Origin of the sequence: Novosphingobium oxfordense, assembly GCF_044029435.1 — a bacterium.
In the GTDB taxonomy this organism is placed as follows: domain Bacteria; phylum Pseudomonadota; class Alphaproteobacteria; order Sphingomonadales; family Sphingomonadaceae; genus Novosphingobium.
The window spans coordinates 2,338,323-2,362,316 of record NZ_CP147005.1; the positions used below are offsets into that span (position 1 = coordinate 2,338,323).

Sequence of the window (23,994 nt, forward strand, 5' to 3'; positions counted from 1 at the left end):
ATCCCCGCCTGCGCGGGGATGACGGGAAGGGTTTAAGTGGGAGGCTCGGCCGACCCTTTAAAATCCAGAACTACCTCTCGTCATTGCGAGCGTAGCGAAGCAATCCAGAGCCGCGCAAACCTCCCTGGATTGCTTCGCTACGCTCGCAATGACGAGAGAGGGGGCCGGAAGAGCGATTAGCTTGTCGGTCGTGGGAACGGCTCAACCCATACCCTGCCCACACCTCAACTCTGCGCTTCCGGCGTCTCCACCACCAACCCCTCCAGCGCCGCCGTCACCGTAAGTTGGCACGAAAGCCGCACTCTCGGATGTTCGTCACCCGAAGTCTCGATCACCGGCCCTTCGTACTCCCCCGGCGCACCCAACTTTTCGAACCACTCGGGCGTCAGATGCACGCGGCAGGTGCCGCAATAGCAGTTGCCACCGCAGACCGCCTCGATCGCCTCGATCCCGCTCGCGACGGCGTTTTCCATCAAGGACAGGCCTTCGCTCGCCTCGATCTCGCGCACGGTTCCCCCGGCGTCGATGAACGTCACGCTTACCACAGCGGCTAGGCCGGATCGCAGGCGACAAGCGCCCCGCGCAGTTCGTAGCCCTGGATGAAGCTGTTCCAGATGATCTTAGGCTCCGAAACCAGTCGAATACCGGGCAGGCGAAACATGCGATCGAGGAAGATCCGCGTTTCATGCAGCGCCACTTGCGCGCCGGGGCAGCGGTGCGGACCGTCGCCGAAACTCATGTAGGGGCCGACGACTTTCATCCGCTTCGCCCGATCGGGATCGAGTTCGAAGGGGCAAGGGCCCGTGATCGCCTCATCGACATTGGCCTCGCGGATCGAGACGCAGAGCACTTCGCCGTCCTCCATCACCCCCGGTTGCGGTTCCACCGCGCGGCGATGGAGCATCGAGGCGACGGGTTCCAGCCGCAGGATTTCCTCCAGAATGGCCGACTGGTCCGCCTCGCCCCCGGTCAGATAGCGTTCGCGGAGGTCCGGTTTGTCGAACAGGTGCCAGGCCGCCATGACGATGAACTCCCGCGTGGTCATCATCCCGGCGCCGCCGTAGCTGAGGCACTCCATGATCATCGCCTTGCGCGAGTAATTCTCGCCGACCATGAACGAGATCACGTCGTCGCGCGGTTCCTTGCGGCGCGCCTCGATCGCCGGAACCATGTCTTTGCGGTAGAACCGGCCGACGCGCAGCAGCATCTTGGCATTGAAGATCAGGTTGCCCAGCCAGCCGGGACGCCGCTCCAGCGAACTGTCGAGCACGGCCTTCACCCGGCGGGCGAGATTGGCATTGTTGTCGCTGTCCGTCAGGCCGACGATTTCCGCCGTCACATCCACCGCCATCTGAAAGCTCAATTCGTCCAGCGGCAGCGGTTTGCCCTCGCGCAAGCGGGCGACGAGCTGGTCCATGGTGCGGTGCATCACGACATGGTGTCGGGTGACGATGGTCTTGGGCGTGAACAGCCCGGCCACGGCCGCGCGGCGCTTGCGGTGCAGATCGCCGTCGAGGAAGAAGAACGAAACCTCGTCTGGGTTGGAGATATTGGTGTCGTCGGCATGGGCGCCGGCCTGCCGCACCTTGGGTGATCGCAGTACGTCGCGGCCCAGCGCGAAGGAGCCGACCACGCGCGATCCGGCCTGCGGCGTCAGGTTCGCGGCGGCGATTTGCGCGCTCTTTCGATCGTCCCGCCCGGCACGGGGGCAGACGGCATTTGCGGTTTCGGCGTTCATGGCCGTTCTCCTTCCGACAACCCTGCGTCTCCCCATGCGTTCCGGTTCTCGTGCGACCGGATGTTTCGATGATATGATACGCAATGGATCAGAACTTGGCCAGCCGCAATCGGCGGAGCGCGGGCGCCTTCGGGGCTATCCGCTTGCCCCCGGGAGTGATCCGTTTTTGTCCTTGCGCGCAAGAACTTGGGGGCTTCGCATGCGCAGTATGATTGCCTCTGCGGACTTTGCTGCTATCGCTGCGCGCGTGCGAAACGTTGGAGCATTGAACCGGGCCTCGCGAGCGATGGGCCTGCCCTTGGCATTGGCCATGGCCTGTGCGCTTGCCGCGTGCACGGGGCAGACGCACCCGGCCGAGCAGCTTCCGCAGCCGCCGGAGCCGGTGGTGGAGGCTCCCGCCGATGGCGATTGGTGGAAGAATGCCAGCGATCCGCTGCTGGCCGACCTGATCGCGCGCGGGATTGCCGCCGATCACGATCTGGCCTGCCGCGCCGCGCGGCTGAATGCGCAGATGCAGGAAGATGCCTCTGCCGACCGCCGGATAACCGGCAAGATGCGCAAGCTGGTGGGTGCCGACCAGGGCCTGTCGCGCGCGGCATCGCTGCGCGCGGATACCTATGCCTATGCGCAGGCACGTGCCGAACGCGCGGCCACGGTGGCGCTGGCCTACGTCGAAGTGCGACGGCTGCAGAAAGTGCTGGTCCTGCGTACCGAGCGGCTGGACCAGTTCCGCGACAACGCCGCAATTGCCGAGTTCCGCCGCCAGGCCGGGCTGGTGACTGCCATCGACGGTGGCATCGGCAGCAGCATGGCGGGCGTTGCCGATGCCGATCTGGCGGCCACGCGCGGTCGTTTCGACCGCGCGCGGGCCGAACTCGCGCGGCTGACGGGCATGGACGATGCCGCGCTGCTCGCCTTGCTGGGCGAAACCGGCGACGTGCCCGATCTTGGCCGTGATCCACCGGGCGTGGCCGATCAGGGCCCGCTCCACCGCGCGGACTTGCTGGCGCTGCGCTACCGCCTGCTGGCGCGGATCGAGCACGAGAAGATGTCGCAAGCCGATATCGACGCGGCCGAAGCCAAGCCCGCCGATCCGACTACGCCGCCGCTGCTGCGCGAGGGGCTGACCGAGCTGGACAAGGCGGAAATGGACGCCCGCGCCGAAATCGGCCGCACGCGCCAGTCGCTGGTCGCGCTGGATACCCGTGAAGGCCCGCTGGAGCAGAGCGGGGAACGTTCGCGCCGCGCGGTGCAGGATGCACGCTCCGCCTATCGCGCAGGAATGGGCGATTTCGCGACGCTCTACGTGGCGGAGGCTTCCGCGCTCTCGGTCGAGGAAGCGCGGCTGGGGCTGCGGGCGGAGCGGGCCTCGGGCATGATCCGCCTGCACCTGCAGCGCGGCGATGGCTGGTCGGCCGCCGACCTTTCGCCACCGGCGGGAGACGCCAGCTGTGACTGAGAGCGATGAGGTCGCCCTCGACAGTTTTCTGGGTTTTGGCGCGCGGCGCGGCCGCACGCACCTGCTGCGCATCCTGCTGCTGGCAGCGGCGGTGGTGGCGCTGATCCTGTTGCTGGTGCGCTTTCTGGGCGGCACCGATTCGCCGTACTACACTGCGCTGGTGGAGCAGGGCAGCATCACTCCGCTCCTGTCCGAACGCGGCACCGTGCACGGCAGCGGTGAAGTGGCGCTGGCCGCCGCGCTGGATGGCACGGTCACGGCCGAAGGCGTTCCGGCGGGCGGCAAGGTGGAAAAGGGGCAAGTCCTGGCCACCATCGATGCCGAACCGCTGCGCAGTACGCTTACCGCCGACCGCGCGCTGGTGGCGGCGGCGGAAGCGGATCTTGCCGGTGCACGCGGCGCGCGGGATGAGGCCACGGCGAAGCTGGCCCGGTTCGAGGATGTCTGGCGCCGATCCGGCCACCGCGTGCCGGCAATCAACGAGTTGGAGGCCGCGCGCGCTGCTGCCGAACGCGTGGCGCGCGAAGTCACCGCTGCGGAGGCGCGGGTTGCCGCCGCGCGCAGCAGCCTGAAGGCCGATAGCGAGAAACTGGCCGCCGCCGTGGTGACCGCGCCGTTCGCGGGCTATGTGGTGGAGCGCAATATCCGCACCGGCCAGCGCGTGCGCGTGGGCATGAAGCTGTTTACTTTGGCCGCCAGCGACGAAACGCTGGAAATCGAGATCCCGCTCGCGCGCGCAGGCAATGCCGGTCTTGAGGCGGGCACCGTGGCGCAAGTGCGGCTGGATGCCATGCCGGACGAAGTGCAACAGGCCACGCTAGCCCGTATCCTGACAGACCGCGCCGATGCCCCGGGATCGCGCCGCGCTGTTTTCACACTGGAAAAGCCGACCGAGGCGATCCGCCCCGGCATGGGCGCGACGGTGGAAGTAGCTCTGCCGGAACGGAAAAACGTGCTGCTGGTGCCCGATGCGGCGCTGACGTTCGAACCGGGCAGCCCGGGCACCGGTAACGCTACCCCTCACTCGACTGGTCGCAATCAGCCGCGCATCTATCTCGTCTCGGGCGACGGAGAGCCGCGCCGCGTCTATGTTTCCGCCGGCGCTGGCGACGGCAAACGCACGGAAGTCTTCGCCAATGATCTCAGGCCCGGTGCCGAAGTCATCGTGGGATGGCGCAACCAGCCCCAGAAGCCGTAGTGCAAGTATGGATCGGGATCGGCGACGATCGGTCATGGTCCATTCATTTGCTTTTTGAATAATGTCTTTCCGACATTCGGTCCTTGCGGCCGGAATCGGACTGAGCTGGAAGAAGGACCCTTACGACGCACTGCAGCGAAACTTTGTGATCGCCGGTGCGTATAGAGCCCATGACACGAAGCAACATGAGGGAAACAGGCCCGCAGGCGGGCAACCCGGACGCGTCCGGCGCCCCTGCAATTGCGCGGCGCGAATTTTCGGCCATGCTGGCCTCGATGGTGGGGCTGTTCGCGCTTCCGCGTCTGGCGGAGGCGGCGGTGCAGACCGGCGCCGCATCGAATTTCGGCCCTTCGCAGCCGTTCTCCTGGGACAATCTGGTCACCAACGCGCAGAGCGCGGCAGCTCGCCCGTGGACGGCGCCGGCGGCCTCCGCCCATGCCGTGGCCGATTTCGATACGGCGGTGAAGCTGACCTACGGCAGCGCACAATCGCTGGCCGGTGACGTGCGCCTTTTCCCCACCAGCCGGGGCGTCGCGCCGCAGGCGGTGAAGATCCACCTCGTGGAGAACGGCAATTCGCGTCAGCTGGTGGACACGCACGGCTTCTTCGTGGGCAACAGCCGCGCCGATCCGGCAGGCTTTCGCGTGATGACCGCCGACCAGCATTCGGACTGGCTGGCCTTTCTGGGCGCATCCTACTTCCGCGCATCGGGTTCGCGCGACCAGTACGGCCTTTCCGCGCGCGGCGTCGCCATCGACACCGCCATGCCCAAGGCCGAGGAATTCCCCGCCTTTACCGAGTTCTGGATCGAGAACCTGGGCCCGGACCGCGTGCGCATCCACGCCGCGCTTGACGGGCCGAGCGTCACTGGCGCCTATGCCTTCGACTGCACGCACGGAAAGCAGGGCGTCACCCAGGACGTGCGCGCCAGCCTGTTCCTGCGCCGCGATGTCGAACGGCTGGGCCTGGCGCCGATCACCAGCATGTTCTGGTACGACCAGTCGGACCCCGCCAAGCGCGGCGACTGGCGCCCGGAAATCCACGATTCCGACGGCCTGGCCATTCACGCGGGCAATGGGGAGCGCATGTGGGTGCCGCTGAGCAATCCGCACCTCACCCGTACCAACGCCATGCGCGCGGACGGGGTGAAGGGCTTCGGCCTGCTCCAGCGCGACCAGCGTTTCGACCACTATCAGGATGATGGCGCGTTCTATGACCGCCGCCCCTCGCTCTGGGTGGAGCCGCAAGGAGACTGGGGCAAGGGCGCGGTGATGCTCTACCAGATGACCACGAATACCGAGACGGTCGACAACATCGCCGCCTTCTGGCTCTCTGACGAGGCGGCCAAGACGGGGCAGCGGCGCGATCTGGCTTACAAGCTGACGTGGACTTCGGACGATCCCAGCCGCACCGCATCGGCGCGCTGCGTCGATTCGTGGCAGGGTGCGGCAGGCAAGCCGGGCGACAGCAATGTCCCGAAGGACGCGCGCAAGTTCGTGTTCGATTTCGAAGGCCCCGCGCTGAAGGGCCTGACCCGCGATAGCGGCGTTACCGCGATGACCGGACTTCCCGCCGCCGCCGTCATGTCTGCAGCCGCCTATCCGGTGGTGGGCGAGGATTCGCGCTGGCGCGTGACCTTGGACTTGCGCCCTTCCGCCATGCCGTCTCCGGAAGTCAGGGTCTTCCTGTCTCGCGCAGGACAAGCGCTTAGCGAAACCGTAATTCAGGGAGTGCAGGCATGAACCGGAAGCTTTCCCCGCTTCCGCCGGAAGCGCCGCTGGCGATGCCGGTGCAGGACCTTTACGGCATCGCGCCGGGCTCCATCGCCGTCCGCACCAGTCCGCATGGCATGCAGGTGAAGCGCCTGCTGCTGCTGGTGGTGACCGCCGTGATCGCGCTGGCTGCGTCGAGCGAGGTACGTTTCGCGCTGTCCCGCGATGGACTGAGCGTGCTGGACATCGTGCTGCTGCTGTTCTTCGTGCCGCTGTTCGCGTGGATCTCGTTCGGCTTCGTCACCTCGGCAATCGGCTTCCTGCAACTGATCACTGGCAAGCACCCCGGCTTTACCGCCGTGCCCAGCCCGGCTTCCTCGCTGCGCCATCGCACTGCCGTGCTGATGCCGGTCTACAACGAAAGCGTGGAGGCCACGTTCGGCCGCGTGCGCGCGATGACCGCTTCGATCGCCGCTGCCGGCGGGGCCGAGTGGATCGATTTCTTCGTGCTCAGCGATTCCAACGCCTTCCACGGCAAGCGCGAGGAAGCGGCCTGGCGCGAGATCGCGGCAGAAGCGCCGATCAATGTCTATTACCGCCGGCGTGAGAAGAACATCGCGCGCAAGCCCGGCAATATCGCCGAGTGGGTGCAGCGCTTCGGCGGCGCCTACGAGAACATGCTGATTCTGGACGCGGACTCGCTGATGAGCGGCGATGCCATCATCGGCATGGCGGCGATCATGGAGGAGCGCCCGTCGATCGGCCTGCTCCAGACCGTGCCGATGATCATCAACGCCCAGACGCTGTTCCAGCGCTGGATGCGCTTTGCCACTGAGGCTTACGGGCCGATCGCGTCGGCCGGGCTGCTCTGGTGGTCGGGCGCGGAAGCGAACTTCTGGGGCCACAACGCCATCGTGCGCACGCGTGCTTTCGCCGAATCCTGCGGCTTGCCGGAACTTCCGGGCAAGGCGCCTTTCGGCGGGCACATCCTCAGCCACGATATGTTCGAATCCGCGCTGCTGCGCCGTCGCGGCTGGGCCGTGCACATGGTGATGATCGACGGCAGCTATGAGGAATTTCCCCCCACCATCGTCGATCACGCGATCCGCGACCGGCGCTGGATGCAGGGCAACCTCCAGCACTTGCGCCTGCTCGACGCATCGGGCCTGCACTGGGCCAGCCGCCTGCACCTGCTGATCGGTGCATCGGCTTACCTCACGTCGCCGGGCTGGCTGCTGCTGCTGATCACCGCGATCGCGCAGGCTGCGATGGCACGAGGCGGTCAGGGCTTCGTAGGCGCGACCCCGCCCAGCGTGCTGTGGCTGACGGTGCTGCTGCTGTTCGGGCCGAAGGCGATGGGCACGCTCTGGGTTCTGGCCGACGGCGCGCGCCGTCGTGCATTCGGCGGCCTTGGCGGCGTGCTGCGCTCGGTCATGCTGGAAGTGCCGCTGGCGATCCTGCTGGCGCCAGTGACGATGGTCATGCAGATCAAAGCACTGTTCGGCCTGGCGCTGGGTATTCCGGTCCACTGGAACACACAGGACCGCGACGCCCGCCGCATCGGCGTGCGCGAGGTGCTGCCCGACCTGAAGGAGCACATCGCGCTGGGCCTGGCCTTCGCCGCCACGGTGTTCATCGATCCGATGACGGCGCTCTGGCTCTCTCCGCTGACGGTGGGACTGCTGGCCTCGCCGTGGCTGATCAGCCTGACCTCACGCGCGACGGTGGGGTCGCAGGCGGAGGCCGGCGGGTTCTTCACCGTACCCGCGCCGACGATCATCGCCGCCGAGGAGCGGCGCATGCTCAACGACGACGAGGCCGACGACGCTCCGCTGGCGATCGGATGACGGTGGCTTTCACAGGCTTCGGTTCGTAATCCGAACATCGTCGCCCCCGCGAAGGCGGGGGCCCCGCTTCCTTTTACCTCGCCGCGAAGAACAAGCGGGATCCCCGCCTTCGCGGGGATGACGGGGTGGTGTATGCTACCTCGGTTTAGCGCGCGGTCAGGCACTCGCCTCCGCCAGCCTTGCGGGCAGGTTCGCCCGCAAGTGCGCCACCAGCGCGGCGACCTTGGGCGAGAGATGCCGCCGCTGCGGATAGACCGCCCAGATCGGCTCCTCCTCCGGCGCAAGCTCGGCTAGGACCGGCTCCAAGCGCCCCGCAGTGACATGATCGCCGAGGTAGAAGGCGGGCAACTGGCATAAGCCCATGCCCGCCAGTGCCGCTTCCAGCAGGGCATTGCCGCTGTTGCAGCGCCAGCGCCCCTGTGGGCGGAAGGTTTCGCCGCCCCGGAAATGCCACTGCGCCGCCGATCCGACGAGGCATTCGTGGCGGCGCAAGTCGGCCAGCCCCTCCGGCCGGCCATGTGCGTCGAGATAGGCGGGGGAGGCCAGCGTCACCAGCGCGCGGCTGGCCACGCGCGTTGCCACCAGTCGGGAATCGTCGAGATGGCCGGTGCGGATGGCAAGGTCGTATCCTTCCGCGATCAGGTCCACGAGCGCGTTGTCGAGGTCCAGCGTGACCGAGATCGCCGGGAACGCCTGCGACAGTTCGCGCACCAGCGGCGCCACGAACTTCTCGCCCAGCGCGTAGGAGCAGGACACGCGCAAGTGTCCGCTCGGTTCGCCTTGCGAGGTGATGGCGGCAATCGCCTCGTCCCGCTCGTCGATCAGGCGGCGGCAGGTTTCCAGGAAAATCCGCCCCGTCTCGGTCAGCCGCAACGATCGTGTGGTGCGCAGCATCAGTTGCGCCTGCAACCGTGCCTCCAGCCGCGCCAGCGCGCGGCTCATGTGCGTGACCGAGGCGCCATAGGCCTCTGCCGCCAGCGTGAAGCTGCCATGGCGCGCCACCATCACGAACTCTTCGATCCCGTCCCACTGGCCGAGCATGATTTTCCCCGTACGGTGATAATACTTTTCAGAACGGGCGCTTTATCACAGCAAGGCCCGGTCCTACAAAGCGGGCAAGAAGTTCAAGGAGCATACCCCAATGAAGACCCGCGCCGCCGTCGCCTTCGAGGCCAAGAAGCCGCTCGAAATCGTCGAACTGGACCTGGAAGGCCCCAAGGCGGGCGAGGTTCTGGTGGAAATCATGGCGACCGGCATCTGCCACACCGATGCCTATACGCTGGACGGTTTCGACAGCGAGGGGATCTTCCCCAGCGTGCTGGGCCACGAGGGCGCGGGCGTGGTGCGCGAAGTGGGCGCGGGCGTGACTTCGGTGGTGCCGGGCGACCACGTGATCCCGCTCTACACCCCGGAATGCCGCCAGTGTAAGTCGTGCCTTTCGGGCAAGACCAACCTCTGCACCGCGATCCGCGCGACGCAGGGCAAGGGCCTGATGCCGGACGGCACCACGCGCTTTTCCTACAAGGGCCAGCCGATCTACCACTACATGGGCTGCTCGACCTTCTCGAACTTCACCGTGCTGCCCGAAATCGCCGTCGCCAAGATCCGTGAGGACGCGCCGTTCCAGTCGTCCTGCTACATCGGTTGCGGCGTCACCACCGGCGTCGGCGCCGTGATCAACACCGCCAAGGTGCAAGTGGGTGACAACGTCGTGGTCTTCGGCCTCGGCGGCATCGGCCTGAACGTGATTCAGGGCGCGCGCCTTGCCGGCGCGAACAAGATCATCGGCGTGGACATCAACCCGGATCGCGAGGAATGGGGTCGCCGCTTCGGCATGACCGACTTCCTCAACACCAAGGGCATGAGCCGCGAGGACGTGGTCGCCAAGATCGTGCTGATGACCGATGGCGGCGCGGACTATACCTTCGACGCCACCGGCAATACCGAAGTGATGCGCACCGCGCTGGAAGCCTGCCATCGCGGCTGGGGCACCTCGATCATCATCGGCGTGGCCGAAGCGGGCAAGACCATCGAGACGCGCCCGTTCCAGCTCGTCACCGGCCGCAACTGGCGCGGCACCGCGTTCGGCGGCGCCAAGGGCCGTACCGACGTGCCGAAGATCGTCGACATGTACATGACCGGCAAGATCGAGATCGACCCGATGATCACCCACGTCATGGGCCTGGAAGAGATCAACACCGCGTTCGACCTGATGCATGAGGGCAAGTCGATCCGCTCGGTCGTCGTCTACTGATGGAGACGGTTTCGACCAACAAGGCGTTCGGCGGGGTGCAGGGTGTCTACACCCACGCCTCCGCCGAGACGGGCACGCCGATGACCTTCTCGGTCTTCGTGCCGGACGTCGCTACTGGGCACGCTCCGGGCGCGAAGCTGCCGGTGCTGTGGTATCTCTCGGGGCTCACCTGCACCCACGCCAACGTCACAGAAAAGGGCGAATTCCGCCGCGCCTGTGCCGAGCACGGCGTGATCTTCGTGGCGCCGGATACCTCTCCGCGCGGCGATGACGTGCCGGATGACGAAGGCTACGACTTCGGCAAGGGCGCGGGCTTCTACGTCGATGCGACTGAGGAGCCTTGGAAGGCTAACTTCCGCATGCGGTCCTACATCGAGACCGAGCTTCCCGCCGTGATCGCCGAGCATTTCCCCGCCGACATGGCGCGGCAGGGGATCACCGGCCACTCGATGGGCGGCCACGGTGCGCTGACGATCGCTTTGCGCGATCCCTCGCGGTTCCGCTCGGTCAGCGCCTTTGCGCCGATCGTTTCGCCGCTGAATTGCCCGTGGGGTGAGAAGGCGCTGACGGGCTACATCGGAGCGGATAAGGCGGCATGGCGCGAATACGATGCCTGCGCTCTGATCGAGGATGGTGCGCGTCTGCCGGACCTGCTGGTCGATCAGGGCACGGCGGACGGCTTCCTGGAAGGGCAGCTGAAGACGCACCTGCTGGAAGCGGCTTGCGCAAAGGCGGCCCAGCCTGCGACGATCCGCATGCAGGATGGCTATGACCATTCCTACTACTTCATCTCCAGCTTCATGGCTGATCACGTGGGCTGGCATGCGGAAAGGCTGAAGGCATGAGCGCACCCCACTCGTCCGAGCGTTCGACCATCGCGCTGATCGCGAACCACTACGATGCGTTCAATCGGCACGATGTGGAGGCGATGCTGGCGCTGCTGGCCGAGAACGTGGTGCACGAACCCAGCCAGGGCGCGCCACGCGATGGCAAGGCCGCCTTTGCCGAGTTCCTTGCGCATATGAACCGCTGCTATCGCGAGCATGTGCATGAGCCGGTCGTGCTGGCGACGCCGGATGGTTCGCATGCCTCGGCCGAGTTCCGGTTGACCGGCGAATATATCGAAACCGATGAGGGCCTGCCGGCGGCGCACGGGCAGTCCTACGCGCTGCGCGTCGGCGCGTTCTTCGATGTGGAGCAGGGCCTGATCGCGCGGGTTTCGAACCACTACAACCTTGCCGACTGGATCGCGCAAGTAGAGCGGGGCTGAGCTTCGATAGGGCCTCGTCGAGATTCCTATCCGGCCAGACGGCGGGACGTACCGTCACCGGGACGTACCATCACAAAGCATCGTCGCCCCCGCGAAGGCGGGGGCCCCGCTTCCTTCTGCCACGCGCGCAAGAACAAGCGGGATCCCCGCCTGCGCGGGGATGACGGAGTAGCAGTTGCGATGACCGTCATTCCTCCCCTTCCAAAGGAGGAATGACGGTCTAGTTTAGTTCCCGCCTTGCAGCACTACCGGCCCGATCAGCCCCGAGGCCCGTAAGGGAGCGGTGGGTTTATAGGTCGGCATCGCTGTCCAGGTGATCTTCTGGGCGCCCGGCTGGGCATCGCCGATCAGGCGATTGACCCAGAGGTTCGCCACTTTCACCTCGATCGTGTTGGTGCCGCTCTTCACCGCTTTGCCGATGTCCAGGCGATAGGGCGCATGCCATACCGCGCCGACCGGCTGGCCGTTCACACGCACTTCGGCCAGATCGCCAACCTGCCCAAGGTCCAGCCACAGCGGCTGCCCGGCCTTCGCCCCCTTCGGCAGCGTGAAGCTGCGCGAATAGGTCGCCTCGCCGGAGAAGTACTTCACGCCGGGCGTGGCATTCTCGTTCAGCGGGGCCAGCTTCGCCATCTGGATCGAAGCGGGCGCGCCGCGGTCCGCCTGGAAACGTACCGTCCAGCCGTCATCCAGCGAGGCCAGTGCCTGCTGCTTCTGCTCCGTCACCGTCAGGCTCTGCGCACTGGCGGGCTTGCGGAACACCACGAAGACCGCGTCGTCGGTCACGAGGTTCAGCGGCACCACCGTCTCGCCATTCTCGATGCGGTAGCTGACCGGCTCGTGCGATCCGGTTTCGGGGTGCCAGAGTTCGGGCACCTTGCCGGTAACGCGGAAGTGCGCATCTATGCTCTGCGCGCTCGCCTGCGGGTTGGTGAGGTAGTAGATCTCACCCGCATCGTCGCGGCGGTGGAGGAACGGGATCTTCGCGCCTGCCGTGCCGCCGGTGAATGCAAAGTCCGGCGCGACGCCCAGAGTCTTGAGCGCGCCTTCCACGTCGCTACTGGCGATCACTCGGCCCTTTCCGACCGAAGCATCCCCGCTACCCGGCCAGAGCTTGGCCACCAGCGCAGTCCATTCGCCCGTGGTACCGCCCTGCTCCGCCATCTTGCTTGGCGTTGAAGTGGGCGCCGCGCCGATCACGGTTGCGCCGCCATCGACCAGTGCGGCCAGCTTCTTCAGCGCGCCCAGGGTCATGTGCTGCGACGATCCGCCAAGGTAGATCGCTCGGTAACGCGCTCCGCTCGGCGCGACGACTTCGTTGCCGTCGTTGGTGAGCAGCCCGGTCAGCGCATCGTGGCTGAGGAAGTCGTAAGCGTGCGTCACCGGGGCATCGGCCACCGGCTTGTCGCCGTAGAGCCCGGTCAGCGGCGCTTCCTCGCCGTAGAAGTAGGCGACATCGGCAACGTTGCGGCCTTCCTGCAGCAGCAAGGACGAGCGCGCGATGTAGTCCACCCAGGGCTTCGCCATCTCGCCCCAGCTTTCCATCCGGTTGAAATACTGGCCGAAGATGAAGAGCGAGAGGCCGGGCTTCTTGTCGTCCACCGGCACGTGGACCGACGTGTGGACCACCGGCCGGTTGACGCCGGTGACGAATTCCAGATCGATGATCCGCTTCAGATCCTTCGGCGCGAAGTTCCACGGGTTGAGCGCGGCAGTCATCGATTCCGCCGCGACCAGATTCTGCCCGTAAAGATGCGCCACCGAAGCCGCACCCTTGATGTCGGCCAGATAGCTGGGGTTCGGCCCCTGCTCGCGCGAATGCGTCCACATCGCCGCCATCGGTACGTCGGTATGGCTGCGCATGGTCATGTCGTCGCCCAGCGAGGGGCGATGGTCTTCCAGCGCCTCGCCATAGACTTTCAGGCCGTTTTCGTGCGCCACCTTGGCGACGGTGCCATAGTGCTCGCTAGCCATAAGGTCCGCCAGGGTGCGGCGATAGTCGTAGAGGAAGCGGTCGCTGTCCTCGCGGCTGCCGATCAGGGTGCCGGTGATCGCGGGCAGCCACGGGGTCGGGTCGTAGCCGCGCAGGCGCTTGAACTGTTCCACCATCTTCGGCGTCCAGTTGGCGGCACCGACTTCGATGGAATCGGTCAGCAGCGCGCGCACGCCGCGCTGGCCCACCATGTCCGCCCCGGCAGCATCCTTGTACATGCCGATGTAGTGTTCGAGGTAGCGACGCACGGCATCGCCATCGAACTTGTCCACCTCAAGCCCGGTCGCCTCGGCCGGCGCGGGGTGGTTGGTGGTGCCCAGCAGCGAATAGCCGAAGCGGATCACCCGCCATTCACCTTTCGGGGGCGTCCAGTCCAGCGTGCCGTCCGCGCGCAGCTTACCGGTCAGGTCGATCACCTTGGCAACGTCCGCGCCCTTCGCGCCGTCGCCGGGCGTGCCCAGATCGTAGTAGTCGTGCGGGATCGCATAGCCGGCCTTGAGCTGCGCCTGATCGATCACCGCTTCGGGAGAAAGGCGCAGGTCGACAAGGCGGAACGGCATTTTCGCAGCCCCGCCCATCATCGCGCCCATGTCCATGATGATGCCCGGAGCGGGCGCGCCCATGTTCGACATCGAAGCCGATAGTGGCGTCAGCACTACGCGGAAATTGCGCGCGGTCACCGGGGCGAAGGCGATGGTGGTTGGCACCTGCTCGACGCGAAAATCGGCGATCTTGCGCCAGGTCTTGCCATCGTCGCTGGCTTCGAGGACCGGCGCCACGGCAGGGCCGCCGAACATCTGGCGGGCGCCGGGCAGGAAGATCGAGGCGGAGCGGATGGTCTGCGGCTTGTCGTACGTCAGCAGCACCGCATTGGGCTGGTCGGGCGTGCCGTGAGGAACGTCGATGCCGGTGGTGAGGTCGCTGTCGCCGATAGCCTTGCCGTCGATGGCGGTGCCGTCCGCCAGCGTCGCGGTCGGCACGGCGGCGATGCTGGCCGCCAGCGGGACCGCCAGCACGGCCACGTCCTGATAGTGCTGCGGCGGTTCCTCGCCCTTCTGGCCCGAGATCATCTCCTCGATGCTCTTGCCCATCGGCAGGTCCTGATAGGGCCCGGTCACGCCCGGAGGCGAAGCCAGCTTGCCGGCAAAGCGCTTTCCGCCGCTGACTTGCGTCTCGCTCCAGACCAGCTTCTTCAACCCATCCTCGGGCTTGACCCAGGGGCCGCCGGTTTCGGACCAGCCGGGCGATGCGGCGATGGCCAGTTCCAGCCCCTGCCGGTCCGCCTCATGCGCGGCGAAGCGGAAGGCGTCCTTCCACTCCGGCGTCATGTAGACCAGGCGGTGATCGACGACTTGCGGGGTCTGCAGATTGGCGTCGAAGTTCTGGAGGCCGCCGATGCCCACGCGCTTCATCCACGCCATGTCCTTGGCGATGCCGTCCTTGGAGATGTTGCCGTTCATCCAGTGCCACCAGACACGCGGGCGGGCGGAATTGGGCGGATCGCGGAACTGTTCTTCCAGCGGAGCATTGGCGGCAGGTGCAGCCGAAGAGCCTGGGGCTGCAGCAGACTGTTCCTGCGCAAGAGACGGCACGGCGACGAGCGCCGTAGCCAAAGAGGTTGCAGCGCACAGCACGGTACGAAACGAATGGATCGGCATAGTCCCTCCCGGATCCAGATGGTTGTGTGGATTTTTATTGTCGTGATTGTTCTGTTCTTGCCCTGCCGCCGGGACGGGTCCGCCCCGGCGAGAAGGGTTTTTCGGCGGGGCCTGGGAAGCCCCTCAGCGCCGAAGTGTATAGCGCGGGATCAGACGATCCCGGCGCCCAGGCCCACGGCCGCGCGTTCTTGCGCCTTGCGGTCGCGCCAACGGCTTTCGCGGTAGACCGCCAGCACATCCGCCGCGCCGCCCGCCTCCACGCGCGCCTTGGCAAGAATCGGACTGACGTCGACATTGTAGGCCCGGCGCAGCGCCTGGAAGGCCATCATCGTGTCGTTGGCTTCCTGCGCCAGATGCAGCGCCTCCCGGTCCACCAGCAGAGCCTTGGCATAGCAGGAGCCGATGGCTTCGGCGGAGGACAGCATGGATTCGATCGGATCGGTCACGTTGTGCGACTGGTCGATCATGTAGGCGGGGCGGAAACCGTCACGCGGGGCCAGTTCCGCCTCGACCAGTTCGTTGAACACCAGGAACAGCTGGTGCGGGTTGATCGAGCCGGAATCGAGATCGTCGTCGCCGTACTTGCTGTCGTTGAAGTGGAAGCCGCCCAGCTTGCCGAAGCGGTGGAGGCGGGCCACGATCTGCTCGATGTTCACGTTGGGCGCATGGTGGCCCAGATCGACCAGGCACTTGGCCTTGGGGCCCAGTTCCTGCGCGGCCAGGATCGAAGAGCCCCAGTCGCTGATGACGGTGGAGTAGAACGCCGGCTCGAACATCTTGTGTTCCAGCAGCATGCGCCAGTCGTCCGGCAACGCGGCGTAGACCTCAGCGGCGGCGTCCAGATAGCGGTCCAGGCTGCGGCCAAGGTCCTGCTGGCCGGGGAAGTTGGTGCCGTCACCCACCCACACGGTCAGGTCGGTGGAGCCGAGTTGCTTGCCGATCTCGATGCACTCGATGTTGTGCTCGATCGCCTGCTGACGCGTCGCCTCGATCGTCGAGGAGAGCGAGCCGGTGGCATAGGTGTGCGCCTGGTCCTTCTGGTCCTGGAACGTGTTGGAATTCACCGCGTCGAAGCCCAGGCCAAGACTGGCTGCCTCTTCGCGCAGCGCCTTGTAATCGCTCACCTTGTCCCACGGAAAGTGGGGCGAGACGCGCGGCGTCAGCCGCGAAAGCTGGTTGATGACCGCGCAGTCTTCCAGCTTCTCATGCACATTGGTCGGCTCGCCCGCGATCGGGAACTTGGCGAAACGGGTGCCCCCGCGCCCCGCGCCCCACGAGGGGACGGCGACCGAGAAGCCGGCAACCTTGTCCTTGATCGCATCGATGGCGATGCCCGAACGCTCCAGCTTGCGGCCGAGCGAGGCGTATTCATCCTCCAGCGCGTCCGCCGCGCGGGCGTTGGCTTCGGCGATGAGTTCGTCGGAAATCGGCAATCTTCTCATTCTCTTATCCTCTTCCGCATCCAACGCCGCAGCGCCGGAAAGGGGAATGCACCGGTTCGCGCATTCCCCGAATAGACTTCTTAGCGCGTGAACGCTTGCGCGTTACCCGCATCGACATTGATCATGTTGCCGGTCGATTTCGCCGACTGGTCGCCGGCCAGGAAATAGACCGCCTCGGCAATGTCGGCGGGCAGCACGTCGCGCTTCAGCATGGAGCGGTTGCGGTAGTGCTCTTCCAGTTCCTTGCCGGTGTCGATGCCATGGGCGCCCGCGCGTTCCTTGCGCCAGTCGCCGTCCCAGATCTTGCTGCCCTTGATGACCGCATCGGGGTTGACGACGTTCACGCGAATGCCGTGGGCTGCGCCTTCCAGCGCCAGACAGCGCGCAAGGTGGTTCGCCGCCGCCTTGGCAGAGGCATAGGCAGAGGCATTGGTGGCCGCCGCAACGCCGTTCTTCGATCCGATGAACACCACCGACGTACCGCCCTGCTCCTTCATGCCCTTCAGCAGCGGCCATGCGGCGCGGCTGGTGAGGAAGTAGCCCTGCGCCAGCACGTCGTAATTGCGGTTCCACAGCTCGATCGTGGTCTCCTCGATCGGGGCCGAGGAGGCGATGCCGGCATTGGCGACGAGGATGTCGAGCCCGCCGAATTCCCGTGCGGCCACGGCGAAGGCTGCGGAGACTTGCGCCTCGTCGGTCACGTCGCAGACGGCGGCGCGGACAACGTCCTTGCCGAACTGCTTCGCGAAGCCGGCGCGCACTTCCTCCACCGCGTTGGCATCGCGGTCCGCCAGCAGCACGCAGGCACCATCGGCCATCAGCCGCGCGGCGGTGGCGGCACCGATGCCGCCGGCGCCGCCGGTGACGAGCGCCACGCGGCCGACCAGCGGCTTCGGCGCAGGCATGCGCTGCAGCTTGGCTTCCTCAAGCAGCCAGTATTCGATGTCGAACGCTTCCTGCTCGTCCAGCGCGATGTAGTCGCCGATGGCTTCCGCGCCGCGCATCACGTTGATGGCGTTGCCGTAGAACTCACCCGCAAGGCGCGCAGTGGTCTTGTCCGTGGCGAAGGTGATGCGGCCCACGCCCGGCACCAGCACGACCACCGGGTTGGCATCGCGCATCGCCGGCGAATTCGGACGCTTGCAGCGCTCGTAATAGGCTGCGTACATCTGGCGATAATCGGCAATCTTCTGCGCTAGGTAGGCATCGTCCTGAAGGCGCGTGGGATCGAGCGTGAGGGGTGCGATCTTGGTGCGCAGGAAGTGATCGGGGCAGGACGTGCCCAGCCCGGCAAGCCGCTCGAACTCGGCCGAGTTCACGAATTCCAGCGCCTCTGCATCGTCCGAAAAATGGCCGACCTTACGCCGTGCACCCGTCATGTTGCCACGCAGGCGGGGCATAAGGTCGGCAGCAATGGCCGCGCGGTCCGAGGAGGAGGAGTGGCCAAAAGAGGCCTGGACTACGCCGCCGAAAGCAGGCTTTTCGGAGAGTTTCGCGTTGAGGTAGTTCGCGGCATCCGCGATCAGGTCTACCGTGTGTTCGTAGCAGGCCTTGGCGCTGTCCGCCCAGCAGATGATGCCGTGGCCGGCAAGCATGACGCCCTCCACGCCGGGGTTGGCCGCAACGTAATCGCGCAGCATCACGCCCAGCGTGTAGCCGGGGCGCTTCCAGCCCAGCCAGCCGATCTTGCCGCCCCAGATTTCCTTAGTGGCCGCTTCGCCGCCCGAGCTGGCGGCCAGCGCGATGATCGCATCCGGGTGGACGTGATCGACATGCGCGAAGGGCAGCAGCGAATGCAGCGGCGTGTCGATCGAGGCAGCGCGGCCGTTCAGGTTGAACGTGCAGTGCGGCAGGAAGCCGACCATCTTGTCGTCGTCGTCAGCCCCGCCATAGTGCTTTTCAAGGCCGAGCAGCTTTTCCTGATAGAGCGTGGCGAAGCCGTCCAGCTTCATCGAACCGATGTCGCCGCCCGACCCCTTCACCCAGAGCACTTCGACCGTTTCGCCGGTCAGCGGATCGATTTCTTCCAGTTTGGCCGAGGTATTGCCGCCGCCGAAATTGGTGACCGTCAGGTCCGAACCCAGCAGGTTCGAACGGTAAAGCAGAAGTTCGGCGGGAGAAAGCGTGGCGGCAACCGATTCGTCCCAACGGCTGGAGGGGACCGAGAAGGGAAGCGCGGCGCTTTGAGCCGCCGGTTTGGCCGGTGCGATAGTGTCCATGGGCATCCTCTAACGAAACCTCTTTTCAGGTTCAATCTGATTCGATACTAAACGATCAAATCCAATCAAACAACACCATGTTCAAGCATGGTGATACGTTCGAGAAAATGGGCAGAGAGAATGGCAGGGAACGGCACTTTCATCGTCGTCGACATCGGCAAGACGCTCAGCAAGCTGACGCTGTGGACGCAGGGCGGCCGCATGATCGACCGCCAGGTGCGGCCCAATATGGTGCGCGAGTCGGACGGGATTCGCCGGCTGGATGCGGACGGCATCGGCCAGTGGCTGCGCGCGACGCTGCGCGGTTGGGCCGGTCATCCGGTGGAAGCGCTGATCCCGGTGGCGCACGGCGCAGGCTTTGCCGCGCTGGATCAGGACGGCCTGCTGTTCGCTCCGATCGATTACGAGCAGACGCCGCCCGCCGATGTCATGGCCGCCTATCGCAAGGAACGCGATCGCTTCGCCCTCACCGGCTCGCCCGCCCTGCCCGATGGCCTGAACCTGGGCACGCAAGTCTACTGGATGGCGCGCCAGTATCCTGAGGAAATGGCCCGCGCGACTTTGGTGCCCTGGGCGCAATACTGGGCATGGTTCCTCTCCGGCGCGATGGCCAGCGAAGTGACCAGCCTGGGTTGCCATACCGACTTGTGGTGCCCGGCCGACGCCCGCTTCTCCCCCATGGCCCAGCGCCTTGGCTGGGCGGACCGCTTCGCGCCGCTGGTGAAAGCCAGCGAGGCGGTCGGCACGCTGCGCCCCGAACTCGCCGCCGAAACCGGGCTCCCTGCCACAGCCAAGGTGCTGGCGGGCCTGCACGATTCCAACGCCGCCCTGCTCGCCGCGCGCGGCTTTGCGGAGATCGCCCGGCAGGAGGCGACGATCCTCTCCACCGGCACCTGGTTCATCGCCATGCGCCTTGCGGCAGAGCCTTTCGCCATCTCCGCGCTACCGGAAGCGCGCGACACGCTGGTCAATGTCGATGCCTATGGCTGGCCGGTGCCCTCCGCCCGGTTCATGGGTGGGCGCGAGATCGAATCGATCATCGAGATCGACACCCGCCGCGTCGATATCCGCCCCGACCAGCCCAAGCTGATGGAGGCCGTGCCCGCACTGCTAGAACGCGGCACGATGATGCTGCCCACATTGGCGCCGGGCTTCGGCCCCTACCCCGACGGCAAGGCGGAATGGATGAACCGCCCCGCCGAATGGGCCGGCACCTGGTACGCCCGCCGCGCCGCGATCTGCCTCTATGCGGCGATGGTCGCGGACACTTCGCTGGACCTGATCGGATCGAAGGAACGGCTGCTGATCGAAGGACGCTTCGCCGATGCCGAAGTCTTCGTACGTGCCCTCGCCGCGCTGCGACCGGAAACCAAGGTCTACGTCGCCAACGCCCACAACGACGTCTCGTTCGGCGCCTTGCGCCTGATCAACCCGCTGCTCGCAGCACAAGGCGGCCTGCGCCGCGTCGAGCCGCTCGAAGGCGATCTGGAAGCCTACCGCGCGAAATGGCGCGAGCACGTGCGGGAGCCTGCCTGATGATCACCGCCTCTATCCCCGATTTCCGCGAGGCCGCACGCCGGCGCCTGCCGCGCTTCCTGTTCGAATATATCGACGGCGGCTCCTATGCCGAGGAGACGCTGCGCCGCAATGTCTCCGACCTCGCCGGGCTTGCCCTGCGCCAGCGCGTGCTGCGCGACGTTTCCGCGCTGGACCTTTCGACCGAACTGTTCGGCCAGAAGCTGGCCCTGCCCGTCGCCCTCGCCCCGATCGGCCTGGCCGGCCTCAACGCCCGGCGCGGCGAGTGTCAGGCCGTGCGCGCGGCGGACAAGGCGGGCGTGCCCTTCACGCTTTCCACCGTGGGCGCCTGCACGATCGGTGAAGTGGCGGCGGCGGCGAGCAAGCCGTTCTGGTTCCAGCTCTACATGATCCGCGACCGTGCCTTCATGAAGGACCTGCTGGCCAAGGCGGTTGAGGCGGGGTGCTCCACGCTGGTCTTCACCGTGGACATGCCGGTGCCCGGCAGCCGCTATCGCGATTATCACACCGGCCTTGCCGGCACCGGCGGCCTGAAAGGCGCGGCATGGCGCTTCGCCCAGGCCGCCGTGAAGCCGGACTGGGCCTGGGACGTCGGCATCAACGGCCGCCCGCACACGCTGGGCAACGTCGCCCCGGTGCTTCAGGGCAAGACCGGGATCGAGGATTTCTTCGCGTGGATGCGCAATAATTTCGACCCCTCGATCAATTGGCGCGACCTCGATTTCATCCGCTCCGAATGGAAAGGGCCGCTGGTCATCAAGGGCATCCTCGATCCGGAGGATGCCAAGGAAGCTGCGCAGCTGGGCGCGGACGGGCTGGTCGTTTCCAACCACGGCGGCCGCCAGCTTGACGGCGTACTGTCCAGCGCCCGCGCCCTGCCACCGATCGTGGATGCCGTGGGGGACCGCATGACGGTGCTGGCAGACGGCGGCATCCGCTCCGGCCTCGATGTCGTGCGGATGCTGGCGCTGGGCGCCAAGGGCGTGCTGCTGGGCCGGGCATGGGCCTGGGCGCTGGGCGCCGGGGGCGAGGCCGGCGTGACCAAGATGCTGAAACTGATCGAGGCCGAAATGCGCGTCGCCATGGCGCTTACCGGCACGACGAAGATCTCGGAAATCAACCGCAGCTGTCTCGCCGAAACATAACGACAATCAGAACGAGAGGATACTACACCGATGGGAGGCAATCCGGCGCTCGGCGTCGTGTTTCACTGGCTGGGCGGCTTTGCATCGGCCAGCTTCTACGTGCCGTACAAGCGCATCAAGCTGTGGTCGTGGGAGATTTTCTGGCTGGCCGGGGGCATCTTCTCGTGGCTGATCGCGCCGTGGGTCTTCGCCTCGCTGCGGACCGAGAATCTGCTGGGCGTGCTGGCCTCCGCACCGACATCCACCCTGCTGTGGTGCTGGTTCTGGGGGGTGATGTGGGGCTTCGGCGGACTGACCTTCGGCCTGACCATGCGCTACCTCGGCCTGTCGCTCGGCATGGCGGTGGCGCTGGGGTTGACCACCGTGATCGGCACGATGGGCCCGCCGATCTTCCACGGCACCATCGGTGAGATCGCCAGCCGCACCAGCGGCCAGCTGACCTTGCTGGGCATCCTGATCACGCTGGTCGCCATCGTCGTCGTCGCACGGGCGGGTCACTCCAAGGACAAGGATCTGGGCGGCCGGGCCAGCGAAGGCGTGGCCGAGTTCAACTTGCGCAAGGGCCTGCTGATCGCGGTGTTCTCCGGCGTGATGTCGGGCTGCTTCGCCTGGGGGCTCGACGCCGGCCAGCCGATCCGCGACCTGACCCTGGCCGCCGGCACCGATCCGCTGAGCCAGGGTCTGCCGGTGCTCTGCGTCGTTCTGGCGGGCGGCCTGACCACCAACTTCATCTGGTGTGCGCTACTGATCCGCCGCAACCGCAGCTTCGGCCAGTTCTTCGGACAGAGCAGCGAGGAAGGCGGCAATTCCCGCGCGCCTCTTCTCGCGAACTACCTGCTCGCCGCGCTGGGCGGCACGCTGTGGTACTTCCAGTTCTTCTTCTACACGATGGGCGAGAGCCAGATGGGCCGCTACGGCTTCTCATCATGGACGCTGCACATGGCGTCGATCATCCTGTTCTCCACGCTCTGGGGCTTCGCACTGAAGGAATGGCGCGGCGCCAGCAGCCGCACGCGCGCCACGGTGCTGACCGGCATCGGCATGCTGCTGGGGGCAACGATCGTGATCGGCGTTGGCAACATGCTGGACGCCGGTGGATCGATTTGATGGATTTTGAGCGAAATTGGCGGCATGGGGGAGCGCATAGCGTTCCCCCATTCAGGCGGACAGGAACCCATGCATTCGACTGAGCGTGAAAGACTGATCCTCGAAGCCCTGCGCCCCAGCGGTTTCGTGACCTATCGCGATCTGGAAGCGCAGCTTGCCGCCTCTCCCGCGACGATCCGGCGCGATCTCTCCCGATTGGAGGAAGAAGGCCACCTGCTGCGCGTCCACGGCGGTGCCAAACTCCCGGAGGAACGCGCGGATCGCCAACCGGGCCTCGCCGGCACGCCGTTCGAGCAATCGATCACCCAGCACCTTCCCGCCAAGCAGGCCATCGGCAAGGCCGCCGCCGCGCTCTGCCAGCCGGGCGAGGCGATCATGCTCGACGGCGGCACCACCACCTTGCAGATGTGCGCGCATCTGGATGGGTTGGACTGTCAGGTGCTAACCAACTCCCTCCACATCGTGCAGGCCTTGCTGCCGCAGCCGGGCACGCGGGTGCTGCTGCCTTCGGGCACGGTTTTCCGCGAACAGAACATCGTCCTGGCCCCGGCGGGCGAGGATTCAATGCCCCGCTTCCACGCGCCCAAGCTGTTCATGGGCGCGGCGGCAGTCGGCCCGCAGGGCGTGATGCAGCAGGACGTGATCCTCGTCGCCGCGGAGCGCCGCTTCATGGACCGGGCAGAGGAAGTGATCCTGCTGGTGGACAGTTCCAAGTTCCGCTCCTCCTCCGGCGCGATCGTCTGCGGGCTGGATGAGGTGGACGTGGTGGTCACCGATTCCGGCATCCCGCAGGACATGGCAGACCGACTGCGTGAGGCCGGCGTGCGGGTGGTAGTAGCCTAAGCCCGATCGTCCCCACGCACGGGCTTCGCACGCGCGGGGACGATCAGTTCACCTTGATTGCCTTCGTCGGCCTGCCCGATTTCCTCTTGAAGCTGGATGGTCTGCATCGCGCGGGCCCGTGCGGGATCGAACACGTCGAACGCTCCCTCGAAGCCCGTGCCGAATGGCCGCTTCTGCCGCTTGCGCGCCTCCCGGCCCTTCAACCACGCGATCAAGTACGGCATGCCCACCAGCAGGACCAGCACCGTAACAAGGGTTACCAAGGCTTCGATGGTCCGGCTCCCGTAATCGCATTACGCCTGTCCGGCATCGCATGAAGACTGCCACTTTGTCCATTCGGTAAAGCCGCTTGAGCTGTGCCCGGCCTGTCTCGCCGATGGTTCGGCCACCGATCGTTGGGCATTTTCTCCGTCTATAACCGGCGCCCCGCACGCTTCGCGGGGCGAATCAAGATACCTGCCCGACCCTCGGGATGTTAGCGATAACCTCAAAACTCCGCAGTTTCCGGGCATCTCCGGCAAACCCGCGCAGAGCCTCGACTTAAGGGCCAAACCGGAGCCCGCGTTGACTTTC

18 protein-coding genes are annotated in these 23,994 nt (G+C 66.2%); 11 read left to right on the forward strand and 7 right to left on the reverse strand.

What is annotated here, in order from left to right; all coding sequences use genetic code 11:
- Nucleotides 1–224: 224 nt before the first annotated feature.
- Together WBP07_RS10875 and WBP07_RS10880 are read right to left on the reverse strand one after the other, a co-directional pair.
- Entirely contained in the window at nt 225–536 is a 312-nt protein-coding gene (locus tag WBP07_RS10875; RefSeq protein ID WP_395391075.1) for a 2Fe-2S iron-sulfur cluster-binding protein, read from the reverse strand.
- A gap of 14 nt (nt 537–550) precedes the next feature.
- Nucleotides 551–1,738, reverse strand: a complete 1,188-nt coding sequence (locus WBP07_RS10880) for a cytochrome P450 (RefSeq protein WP_395391076.1) — start codon at nt 1,736–1,738, stop codon at nt 551–553.
- 199 nt (nt 1,739–1,937) lie between these two features.
- Between WBP07_RS10880 and WBP07_RS10885 the strand changes: the two genes are divergently transcribed.
- The 4 genes from WBP07_RS10885 to mdoH all read left to right on the forward strand — a co-directional run bounded on the left by WBP07_RS10885 (nt 1,938) and on the right by mdoH (nt 7,954).
- Nucleotides 1,938–3,197, forward strand: a complete 1,260-nt coding sequence (locus WBP07_RS10885; RefSeq protein WP_395391077.1) for a TolC family protein — start codon at nt 1,938–1,940, stop codon at nt 3,195–3,197.
- Nucleotides 3,190–4,395 (forward strand): efflux RND transporter periplasmic adaptor subunit, encoded by a 1,206-nt coding sequence (locus tag WBP07_RS10890; RefSeq protein WP_395391078.1) that lies wholly within the window; start codon nt 3,190–3,192, stop codon nt 4,393–4,395. Before WBP07_RS10885 ends, WBP07_RS10890 begins: the two co-directional genes overlap by 8 nt.
- A 185-nt stretch (nt 4,396–4,580) precedes the next feature.
- Complete coding sequence (locus WBP07_RS10895; protein ID WP_395391079.1) at nt 4,581–6,137, forward strand: glucan biosynthesis protein; 1,557 nt, start codon at nt 4,581–4,583, stop codon at nt 6,135–6,137.
- Nucleotides 6,134–7,954, forward strand: coding sequence for a glucans biosynthesis glucosyltransferase MdoH (gene mdoH, locus WBP07_RS10900; RefSeq protein ID WP_395391080.1), 1,821 nt, complete (start codon nt 6,134–6,136; stop codon nt 7,952–7,954). The genes WBP07_RS10895 and mdoH overlap by 4 nt, the downstream gene beginning before the upstream one ends.
- A 156-nt stretch (nt 7,955–8,110) precedes the next feature.
- Here the strand turns inward: mdoH and WBP07_RS10905 are convergent, their stop codons facing one another.
- Nucleotides 8,111–8,995 carry a LysR family transcriptional regulator gene (locus WBP07_RS10905; protein WP_395391081.1) on the reverse strand — a complete coding sequence of 295 codons (885 nt, stop codon included), beginning with the start codon at nt 8,993–8,995 and terminating at the stop codon, nt 8,111–8,113.
- A gap of 100 nt (nt 8,996–9,095) precedes the next feature.
- On the opposite strand from WBP07_RS10905, the gene WBP07_RS10910 reads away from it, so the two are divergent.
- The 3 genes from WBP07_RS10910 to WBP07_RS10920 are packed head-to-tail and all read left to right on the forward strand — an operon-like array spanning nt 9,096 to nt 11,478.
- Nucleotides 9,096–10,208 (forward strand): S-(hydroxymethyl)glutathione dehydrogenase/class III alcohol dehydrogenase, encoded by a 1,113-nt coding sequence (locus tag WBP07_RS10910; protein WP_395391082.1) that lies wholly within the window; start codon nt 9,096–9,098, stop codon nt 10,206–10,208.
- Entirely contained in the window at nt 10,208–11,053 is an 846-nt protein-coding gene (gene fghA, locus WBP07_RS10915) for an S-formylglutathione hydrolase (protein ID WP_395391083.1), read from the forward strand. The genes WBP07_RS10910 and fghA overlap by 1 nt, the downstream gene beginning before the upstream one ends.
- On the forward strand, nt 11,050–11,478 hold the full coding sequence (locus WBP07_RS10920) for a ketosteroid isomerase-related protein (protein ID WP_395391084.1): 429 nt from the start codon (nt 11,050–11,052) through the stop codon (nt 11,476–11,478). Before fghA ends, WBP07_RS10920 begins: the two co-directional genes overlap by 4 nt.
- Nucleotides 11,479–11,703: 225 nt before the next feature.
- Here WBP07_RS10920 and WBP07_RS10925 read toward each other — a convergent pair whose 3' ends face one another.
- From WBP07_RS10925 to WBP07_RS10935, 3 genes are all read right to left on the reverse strand, one after another.
- Nucleotides 11,704–15,129 carry a glycosyl hydrolase gene (locus tag WBP07_RS10925; RefSeq protein WP_395391085.1) on the reverse strand — a complete coding sequence of 1,142 codons (3,426 nt, stop codon included), beginning with the start codon at nt 15,127–15,129 and terminating at the stop codon, nt 11,704–11,706.
- Nucleotides 15,130–15,278: 149 nt separating this feature from the next.
- Nucleotides 15,279–16,571, reverse strand: coding sequence for an L-rhamnose catabolism isomerase (gene rhaI, locus WBP07_RS10930; RefSeq protein ID WP_395391086.1), 1,293 nt, complete (start codon nt 16,569–16,571; stop codon nt 15,279–15,281).
- 80 nt (nt 16,572–16,651) lie between these two features.
- Nucleotides 16,652–18,790 (reverse strand): bifunctional rhamnulose-1-phosphate aldolase/short-chain dehydrogenase, encoded by a 2,139-nt coding sequence (locus tag WBP07_RS10935; protein ID WP_395391087.1) that lies wholly within the window; start codon nt 18,788–18,790, stop codon nt 16,652–16,654.
- A 120-nt stretch (nt 18,791–18,910) separates the two neighbouring features.
- Between WBP07_RS10935 and WBP07_RS10940 the strand changes: the two genes are divergently transcribed.
- From WBP07_RS10940 to WBP07_RS10955, 4 genes are all read left to right on the forward strand, one after another.
- A complete protein-coding gene (locus tag WBP07_RS10940) occupies nt 18,911–20,326 on the forward strand; it encodes an FGGY-family carbohydrate kinase (RefSeq protein ID WP_395391088.1) in 1,416 nt (471 codons plus the stop codon).
- Nucleotides 20,326–21,471: an FMN-dependent L-lactate dehydrogenase LldD gene (gene lldD / locus WBP07_RS10945; RefSeq protein WP_395327770.1), complete on the forward strand. Its 1,146-nt coding sequence runs from the start codon at nt 20,326–20,328 to the stop codon at nt 21,469–21,471. Before WBP07_RS10940 ends, lldD begins: the two co-directional genes overlap by 1 nt.
- 30 nt (nt 21,472–21,501) lie before the next feature.
- Nucleotides 21,502–22,578 (forward strand): L-rhamnose/proton symporter RhaT, encoded by a 1,077-nt coding sequence (gene rhaT / locus WBP07_RS10950; RefSeq protein ID WP_395391089.1) that lies wholly within the window; start codon nt 21,502–21,504, stop codon nt 22,576–22,578.
- 69 nt (nt 22,579–22,647) lie between these two features.
- A complete protein-coding gene (locus WBP07_RS10955) occupies nt 22,648–23,421 on the forward strand; it encodes a DeoR/GlpR family DNA-binding transcription regulator (RefSeq protein WP_395391090.1) in 774 nt (257 codons plus the stop codon).
- Here WBP07_RS10955 and WBP07_RS10960 read toward each other — a convergent pair.
- Nucleotides 23,418–23,684 (reverse strand): hypothetical protein, encoded by a 267-nt coding sequence (locus WBP07_RS10960; RefSeq protein WP_395391091.1) that lies wholly within the window; start codon nt 23,682–23,684, stop codon nt 23,418–23,420. The genes WBP07_RS10955 and WBP07_RS10960 overlap by 4 nt on opposite strands.
- Nucleotides 23,685–23,994 lie beyond the last annotated feature (310 nt).

Coding starts and splice junctions, on each gene's coding strand:
- WBP07_RS10880 (WP_395391076.1), bottom strand. CDS start 1,738: ATGAACGCCGAAACCGCAAATGCCGTCTGCCCCCGTGCCGGGCGGGAC.
- WBP07_RS10905 (WP_395391081.1), bottom strand. CDS start 8,995: ATGCTCGGCCAGTGGGACGGGATCGAAGAGTTCGTGATGGTGGCGCGC.
- WBP07_RS10910 (WP_395391082.1), top strand. CDS start 9,096: ATGAAGACCCGCGCCGCCGTCGCCTTCGAGGCCAAGAAGCCGCTCGAA.
- mdoH (WP_395391080.1), top strand. CDS start 6,134: ATGAACCGGAAGCTTTCCCCGCTTCCGCCGGAAGCGCCGCTGGCGATG.
- lldD (WP_395327770.1), top strand. CDS start 20,326: ATGATCACCGCCTCTATCCCCGATTTCCGCGAGGCCGCACGCCGGCGC.
- WBP07_RS10935 (WP_395391087.1), bottom strand. CDS start 18,790: ATGGACACTATCGCACCGGCCAAACCGGCGGCTCAAAGCGCCGCGCTT.
- WBP07_RS10885 (WP_395391077.1), top strand. CDS start 1,938: ATGCGCAGTATGATTGCCTCTGCGGACTTTGCTGCTATCGCTGCGCGC.
- rhaT (WP_395391089.1), top strand. CDS start 21,502: ATGGGAGGCAATCCGGCGCTCGGCGTCGTGTTTCACTGGCTGGGCGGC.
- fghA (WP_395391083.1), top strand. CDS start 10,208: ATGGAGACGGTTTCGACCAACAAGGCGTTCGGCGGGGTGCAGGGTGTC.
- WBP07_RS10920 (WP_395391084.1), top strand. CDS start 11,050: ATGAGCGCACCCCACTCGTCCGAGCGTTCGACCATCGCGCTGATCGCG.
- WBP07_RS10895 (WP_395391079.1), top strand. CDS start 4,581: ATGAGGGAAACAGGCCCGCAGGCGGGCAACCCGGACGCGTCCGGCGCC.
- WBP07_RS10955 (WP_395391090.1), top strand. CDS start 22,648: ATGCATTCGACTGAGCGTGAAAGACTGATCCTCGAAGCCCTGCGCCCC.
- WBP07_RS10925 (WP_395391085.1), bottom strand. CDS start 15,129: ATGCCGATCCATTCGTTTCGTACCGTGCTGTGCGCTGCAACCTCTTTG.
- WBP07_RS10940 (WP_395391088.1), top strand. CDS start 18,911: ATGGCAGGGAACGGCACTTTCATCGTCGTCGACATCGGCAAGACGCTC.
- rhaI (WP_395391086.1), bottom strand. CDS start 16,571: ATGAGAAGATTGCCGATTTCCGACGAACTCATCGCCGAAGCCAACGCC.